This is a genomic window from Actinoplanes rectilineatus (assembly GCF_000962825.1).
GTDB classification, from domain to species: domain Bacteria; phylum Actinomycetota; class Actinomycetes; order Mycobacteriales; family Micromonosporaceae; genus Actinoplanes; species Actinoplanes rectilineatus.
Window position 1 is genome coordinate 1 of sequence record NZ_JZKF01000268.1, and the last position, 325, is coordinate 325.

Below are 325 nucleotides of genomic sequence, written 5' to 3' on the forward strand. Positions count from 1 at the left end.
CGGTACTAGTCCGCTATCGGTCACCAGGAAGTATTCAGCCTTACCAGGTGGTCCTGGCAGATTCACAGCAGATTCTAGGAGTCCGCTGCTACTCGGGAAAATCTTTAAGGAGGTCACACATTTTCGTCTACCGGGCTCTCACCGTCTACGGCCGACTTTCCCACGTCGTTCGACTAACATGCAACTTTGTAACTCCTCGAGAAGTCGTCAGCCCTCTCACAAGAAATCCCACAACCCCGAATACGCAACCCCTGACAGGTATCACACGTATAAGGTTTAGGCTACGTCCGCTTTCGCTCGCCACTACTCACGGAATCACGTTTGT

General features: G+C 52.0%; 1 rRNA gene. It reads right to left on the reverse strand.

From position 1 onward, the window contains the following. Positions 1-325, reverse strand: a 23S ribosomal RNA gene (locus WH85_RS46365); the annotation flags it as partial.